This is a genomic window from Streptomyces sp. XY431 (genome assembly GCF_001279805.1).
GTDB classification, from domain to species: Bacteria; Actinomycetota; Actinomycetes; order Streptomycetales; family Streptomycetaceae; genus Kitasatospora; species Kitasatospora purpeofusca.
The window spans coordinates 1-5,508 of the sequence record NZ_LGDO01000183.1; the positions used below are offsets into that span (position 1 = coordinate 1).

The 5,508-nt window shown below is 74.0% G+C and carries 4 protein-coding genes; 2 read left to right on the forward strand and 2 right to left on the reverse strand.

The annotated features are described in order from the left end of the window. Positions 1-344 precede the first annotated feature (344 nt). Complete coding sequence (locus ADK60_RS19340) at positions 345-1,244, forward strand: spherulation-specific family 4 protein (protein ID WP_053647590.1); 900 nt, start codon at positions 345-347, stop codon at positions 1,242-1,244. Between the two features lie 123 nt (positions 1,245-1,367). Here ADK60_RS19340 and ADK60_RS19345 read toward each other — a convergent pair whose 3' ends face one another. Continuing rightward, entirely contained in the window at positions 1,368-1,679 is a 312-nt protein-coding gene (locus ADK60_RS19345; protein ID WP_053647592.1) for a hypothetical protein, read from the reverse strand. A gap of 151 nt (positions 1,680-1,830) precedes the next feature. Next, positions 1,831-2,616 (reverse strand): GNAT family N-acetyltransferase, encoded by a 786-nt coding sequence (locus ADK60_RS19350; RefSeq protein ID WP_053647595.1) that lies wholly within the window; start codon positions 2,614-2,616, stop codon positions 1,831-1,833. A gap of 609 nt (positions 2,617-3,225) precedes the next feature. On the opposite strand from ADK60_RS19350, the gene fusA reads away from it, so the two are divergent. Beyond that, entirely contained in the window at positions 3,226-5,409 is a 2,184-nt protein-coding gene (fusA, locus tag ADK60_RS19355) for an elongation factor G (RefSeq protein WP_053647597.1), read from the forward strand. Positions 5,410-5,508: the final 99 nt, after the last annotated feature.

Here is a 5,508-nt window from a genome sequence, read left to right on the forward strand (position 1 = left end):
GGGTGGCCCGCTCGGCCGCCCGTCGCGCTCGCGTCGTAGGCGGTCCGTCGGGCGTGTCGCGGCGGCAGGTGTGGCCGGAGGGGGTGGGAGCGGCGTCGGTGACGGTGGTGGCAGTGGAGGCGGGAGTGCTAGGAGCGGTTCCGAGTGATGTCGGTGCTTGCGCGAACTTCCGTGCGTTCAACAGAAGTTGGCCACCGGGAGCGGATCGGACCGGTAGGAATGGGAGCGCCCGACCCGGCCGGGGCGGGTGGAGGGGACGGGGCGCGAGGGGCTGGACGGACCGTGCCCGGGCGCCGCGGGGGAGCCCCCTCCGGCTTTCCCGTCTTCTGCGAGCAAGGGACCCGATGCGTTCGTTCACCAAGACCCTGCCCGTCCTGCTGGCCGGCGTGGCGCTCACCGCAGCCGCGCTGGCATCCCCCAGCGGGGCCGACGCGGCGACCGCCGAAAGACCCCACGGTCTGGAGGTCGCCGTTCCGGCCTACGTACTGCCCGGCGAGCCCATGCTGGCCAGTGCGGCAAGCGCCCGCCCGGCACCGTCGATCGTCGTCCTCAACCCGTCCAACGGCTACGCCCCCTTCGACGCGGCCTGGCAGGCGCAGGCTGATGCACTGCGCGCCGGGGTCACCGCGCACGGCACCGGCACCCGGGTGCTGGGCTACGTCGACACCGGCCACGGCTCGCTCCCGCCGTCCGCCGTCCGCGCCGTCGTCGACAACTACCTGAGGACGGCCGACCACCGGCTGCACGTCGACGGCATCTTCTTCGACCAGACCGGGCGCGACTGCGGCCCGGGCAACACCGCCCGCGACTACTACGCGGACCTGCGCCGCTACGTCCAGGAGACCGTCTACTCCGTCGCCCCGCAGGCCCAGGACCTGGTGGTGAACAACCCGGGCACCGCCGTCGCCGACTGCTACCTCGAACCCGGCCACCGCACGGCCGACGTCTTCGTGACCTTCGAGGGCGACTACGACGACTACACCGGCGCCTGGCTGGGCGGCAACGTCTTCAACTCCACCGCGGGTTACTACTCCGGCGCGACCCTCGACGCCAGCGGCACGGCCTTCTGGCACCTGGTGTACGACACCCCGGACCGGGCCGCGATGCGCACTGCCCTCGACGCCGCCTTCGCCCGGGGCGCCGGCTACGTCTACGCCACGGACGACGCGCTGCTGGTGCCCTGGGACGCCGCCCCGGGCTGGGGCTTCGCCGCCGAGACCGCGTACGCGGCCGCGAAGGGCTGACGGGCGCCGCTCGGCCGGACCGGTCGAAGGCCGCTCCGGCTGCTCCGGCTGCTCCCGCGGGGACGCGGATGCCCCTGCGGGAGCGGCCGGGAGCGGTACGGAGGGCGGGAGTGCGATCGGGTCTCAGTACTCCCGGTCCCGACGGGCGGCGGTGACGGTCCAGGAGATCGTGATCACGACCGTGAGTGCCAGCAGGACGGCGCCGAAGCCGATCGCCGTCCAGCCACCGCTGGTCAGACTGTCCAACTGCTCCTGGTAGGTGGTGTCGTGAGGTTCCGCCATGCCTTCACCGAAGGAGCCCTTCACCTTGACGTGGCAGATGTCGCCGGGCGACATGGGCCGGCCGTAGCAGGTGGGCTCGGCGGTGTTCAGCTTGTCGACGCCCATGAGGACCAGGCCGACACCGGCGACCAGCAGGACGAGTGGGATCAACACCTTGGAGAGCCTCCCCGGATTCCGCCGACTCCGCCAACTCCTCCGACTCCGCACTGCCGTGGCGGGCGGCCGGTGCGGACGCACACGCGCTTCGACGCGCGGGAGGCGCGGGGTGGTTCCCTCCGGTGGTGGTGCTCCGGCGGGTGCGAGGTCAGTGCAGGGGGATGGCGTAGACGGGTTCCGGTCCGAATGCCGTGAAGCCGGTCCTGCGCAGGATCGGGCCGGACGTCGTGCTGTTGGCCTTGACCAGGGCCATCGTCGCGCCGTGCGTAGCCGCGTAGGAGAGCCGGGCGGCGAGCACCGCCCGGTACACGCCCCGGCCCCGCCAGGGCGGTGCGACCACTCCGCCCGTCAGCCGTGCGACCCCGTCCACGATCGAGACGCCGCCACAGCCGGCCGGTTCGCCGTCCACGTAGGCGACGACCGTGCCGCCCTCGCCGACCGGAAGGGACTTCGCGACCTTCGCCGCGGTTGCTTCGATCCGCTCCTCGGGCGGGAGCGCGCCGCCGAACCCGGTGACCTCGACCGCCGCCGCGGCCCGCGCCGTCGCGAAGTCCGTCGCCCAACGCAGCGACGCGTCCACCGTCGGCGGCCGCAGCGGGGGCGCGCCCTCGCTCAGGTCCGCGGCCAGGAGTTCCAGGCCGAGCTTCACCCGGCCGCCCCGGGCCGCGAGTTCGGCGGCCAGACCGGCCGGGGAGCCGACCAGCACCTGCCAGTCCAGGATCGGCAGTCCGAAGGCGCGGGCCCGGTCGAGGACCGCGTCGACGGCCGCGGGGAGCGGTCCGGCCGGGGTGAAGGAGACCACCGAGAGGTCGAAGGCGACATGCTCGGGCAGTCGCAGGATCGTGTACTCGGCGGTCTCGACCACCTCGGCGTCGTCCGGTGTCCACACCCAGGCCGCACCGGCGGCGGCGACGTCGGTCGTTGAAAGACTCATGCGGCGGAGCCTAGGCGCGCCGATCGGTCCGTACGCGGTGCTGTTGCAGAATCAGGACCCGGTTGTCACACGGTCGGTGCCCTGCCGAGCGGCGTGGGGGCGAATCGGGAAAACCGCGTGACCCGGAGGCGGTCCGCTCCCTACACTCGGCATCCAGAGACGCACCGCCGTGGTTCCGGTGGCGGTGCGCGCCGTGATGAGTTGAGGGAGGACCGGTCGTGCGACACCGCACCGCTGCCGTCGTCCCCTCGTCCCGGTACGAGGTGATCCTGGTGTCCTCCTCCCTCCGGTGCCCGCTGCGCGGCCGGCACCGGATCCGCGCGACGCACCGCTGACCTCGGGTCACTCCTCCGGTCGTCCGCCGCCTTCCGGCTCTTCTGCCTTCCTGTCTCTTTCTGCCCGTCCGAGGGCCTGTGTCCCTGTGTGTCCGGGGCCCGTGTGCCCGGGTGCTCGACCGCCGCCGTGCCCTTGTCGGCCGAGGCTGCGCGGGGCGGGGCGGGGGCGGGATCGTGGGTGGGCCGGACGTGGGTGGGACCGACAGGGCCGGGCGCGCCGTCGCCGCAATCGCGCTGCCCCAGCACCTCGCTCCACCTCGAAAGGCACCGGGCCATGCGCACCGACGTCCGCCGTACGCACAACACCGTCACCACCACCGCTGCTGCTGCCGCCGTCCTGGCCGGCATCACCACCGTCCGCAACCTGGGCATCCTGGCCCACGTGGACGCGGGCAAGACCACCGTCACCGAGCGGATCCTCTTCCTGGCCGGCGAGACCCACAAGCGCGGCGAGGTCCACGACGGGACCACCGTCACCGACTGCCACCCGCAGGAGCGCGAACGCGGCATCACCATCTTCGCCGCCGCCGTCAGCTGCCTCTGGGACGGCCATCGGATCAATCTCATCGACACCCCCGGGCACGTCGACTTCGCCGACGAGGTCGAACGCTCGCTGCGGGTGCTGGACGGGGCGGTCGCGGTGTTCGACGCCGTGGCCGGGGTGGAGCCGCAGAGCGAAAGCGTCTGGCGCCAGGCCGACCGGCACGGCGTGCCCCGGATCGCCTTCGTCAACAAGATGGACCGGGCCGGCGCCGATCTGGACGCGGCCGTCGCCTCCATCCGGGAGCGGCTGCACCCGGTCCCGCTCGCCGTCCAACTGCCCGTCGGGCGGGAGGGCGACTTCACCGGCGTCGTCGACCTGCTGACGATGCGTGCTCTGACCTGGGACGACGGCCCAGGTCGGGACGGCCTGCGGGAGGGGCCGGTACCGGAGGAGCTCCGGGCCGAGGCCGAGCACCGGCGACGACGGCTGGACGAGGCCGTGGCCGGACTCCATCCGGCCGCACTGGAGGAGTACTACGAGCACACGGCGCTCTCCACCGCGACTCTGGCCGCCGCGCTGCGGGACCTCACCCACAGCGGCGAGGCCGTGGTCGTGCTGTGCGGATCGGCCTACCGCAACCGCGGTGTCGAACCGCTGCTGGCCGCCGTCACGGCCTACCTGCCCTCGCCGCTGGACGTTCCCGCGGTGCGCGGATCGGCCGTGGGCGCGGCGGGTGCGGCGGGCTCCGTGGGTGCGGACGGCGCGGAGGGCGCGGAGGGCAGGGAGGGCACCGAGGTGGAGCGGGCCACCGATCCCGCCGGGCCGCTCACCGCGCTGGTGTTCAAGGTGAACGTCACCGCCTCCGGCCGTCTGACCTATCTGCGTCTCTACACCGGAACACTGCGAAAGGGGGACACCGTGCTGGACGCCACGACCGGTCGTACCGAACGGATCGCCCGGATCCTGCGGGTGCAGGCCGACAGCCACACCGAGACGGACTCGGCGGTCGCCGGGGACATCGTCGCGGTGATCGGGGTCAAGGCCGCGCGCACGGGCGCCACGCTCTGCGCGCCCGGCGCGCCGCTGGTCCTCGAACCACCCGTCACCGCCGAGCCGGTGGTGACGGTCGCGGTCGAGGCGCGGCGCTCGGTCGACACCGACCGGCTGGCGGTGGCGCTGGCCCGGCTCGCGGAGGAGGACCCGTCGCTGGTCGTCCGCACCGATCCGGAGACCGGGCAGCGGGTGCTCTCGGGCCTGGGCGAACTGCACCTGGAGGTGGCGGTGGAGAAGATCCGCCGTGACCACAACGGTCTGGAGGTGACCGTCGGCCGCCCGCAGGTCGCCCATCGGGAGACGGTCGAACGCGGGGTCACCGGCCACGTCCACCGTCATGTCAAGCAGGACGGCGGCGCCGGCCAGTTCGCCCAGGTCGTGATCGACGTGGCGCCGCTGGACGGACCGGTCGGCGCGCAGGAGGGAGGGGGCTTCGTGTTCGCGTCCACCGTGACCGGCGGACGGGTGCCGAAGGAGTACGTCCAGGCGGTCGAGGCGGGCTGCCGGGACGCACTCGCCGAGGGCCCGCTGGGCGGCCACCCGGTCACCGGCCTGCGGGTCACCCTGACCGACGGGGCCACCCACACCAAGGACTCCTCGGACCTCGCCTTCCGCACCGCCGGGCGGACGGCGCTGCGGGACGCGATGCGCTCCTGCCGGATGGTGCTGCTGGAACCGGTCGTCGAGGTGACGGTGACCGTGCCGCAGGAGGCGGTGGGCGGGGTCCTCGGTGACCTCGCCGCCCGCCGGGGCCGGGTCCAGGGCTCGGACCCGCACGGTGCGACGACGGCGGTGACGGCGGTCGTGCCGCTGGCCGAGCTGTTCGGCTACGCGACCGCCCTGCGCAGCCGCACCCAGGGCCGGGGCACGTTCACCACCCGTCCGGCCGGGTACGCCCCGGCACCGGCCGCCGCCCGATAGGCGGGCCGGCCGCCGGACCCGCCTCGGGGTGGGTCCGGCGGCACCGCCGACGGAGTGGCGGCCGGGTGGTGGCGAGGTGGCGGCCGGGTGGTGGCGGGC